Origin of the sequence: Burkholderia sp. MSh2, assembly GCF_000731655.1 — a bacterium.
GTDB classification, from domain to species: Bacteria; Pseudomonadota; Gammaproteobacteria; order Burkholderiales; family Burkholderiaceae; genus Burkholderia; species Burkholderia paludis.
On the sequence record NZ_JPGM01000155.1, the window covers coordinates 1 to 792 of the forward strand.

The 792-nt window shown below is 67.7% G+C and carries 1 protein-coding gene; it reads left to right on the forward strand.

The features are described 5' to 3' along the window. A partial coding sequence (locus tag GQ57_RS38000; RefSeq protein ID WP_034200627.1) for an efflux RND transporter periplasmic adaptor subunit occupies positions 1-792 on the forward strand: 792 nt, incomplete at both ends.

Here is a 792-nt window from a genome sequence, read left to right on the forward strand (position 1 = left end):
GGCATCGTGTTGCGCCGTGAATTCACCGAAGGCACCGACGTCAAGGCTGGCCAGCGCCTCTACAAGATCGACCCGGCACCGTACATCGCCGCGCTGAACAGCGCGAAGGCGACGCTGGCGAAGGCGCAGGCGAACCTCGTCACGCAGAACGCGCTGGTCGCGCGCTACAAGGTGCTGGTGGCCGCGAACGCGGTCAGCAAGCAGGACTACGACAACGCGGTGGCCACGCAGGGCCAGGCCGCGGCGGACGTCGCGGCCGGCAAGGCGGCGGTCGATACCGCGCAGATCAACCTCGGCTATACCGACGTCGTGTCGCCGATCACGGGCCGCGTCGGCATCTCGCAGGTAACGCCGGGCGCGTACGTGCAGGCGAGCCAGGCGACGCTGATGTCGACGGTGCAGCAGCTCGACCCGGTGTATGTCGACCTCACGCAGTCGAGCCTCGAAGGGCTGAAGCTGCGTCAGGACGTGCAGAGCGGGCGCCTGAAGACGACCGGCCCGGGCGCGGCGAAGGTGTCGCTGATCCTGGAGGACGGCAAGACCTATTCGGAGCAGGGCAAGCTGCAGTTCTCGGACGTGACGGTCGACCAGACCACCGGCTCGGTGACGATCCGCGCGGTGTTCCCGAACCCGGGCAAGGTGCTGCTGCCGGGGATGTTCGTGCGTGCACGGATCGAGGAAGGCGTGAACGAGAACGCGTTCCTGGTGCCGCAGATCGGCGTCACGCATGACCAGAAGGGGCAGGCTGTCGCCCTGGTCGTGAACGCGAGCAACAAGGTCGAACCGCGTCCG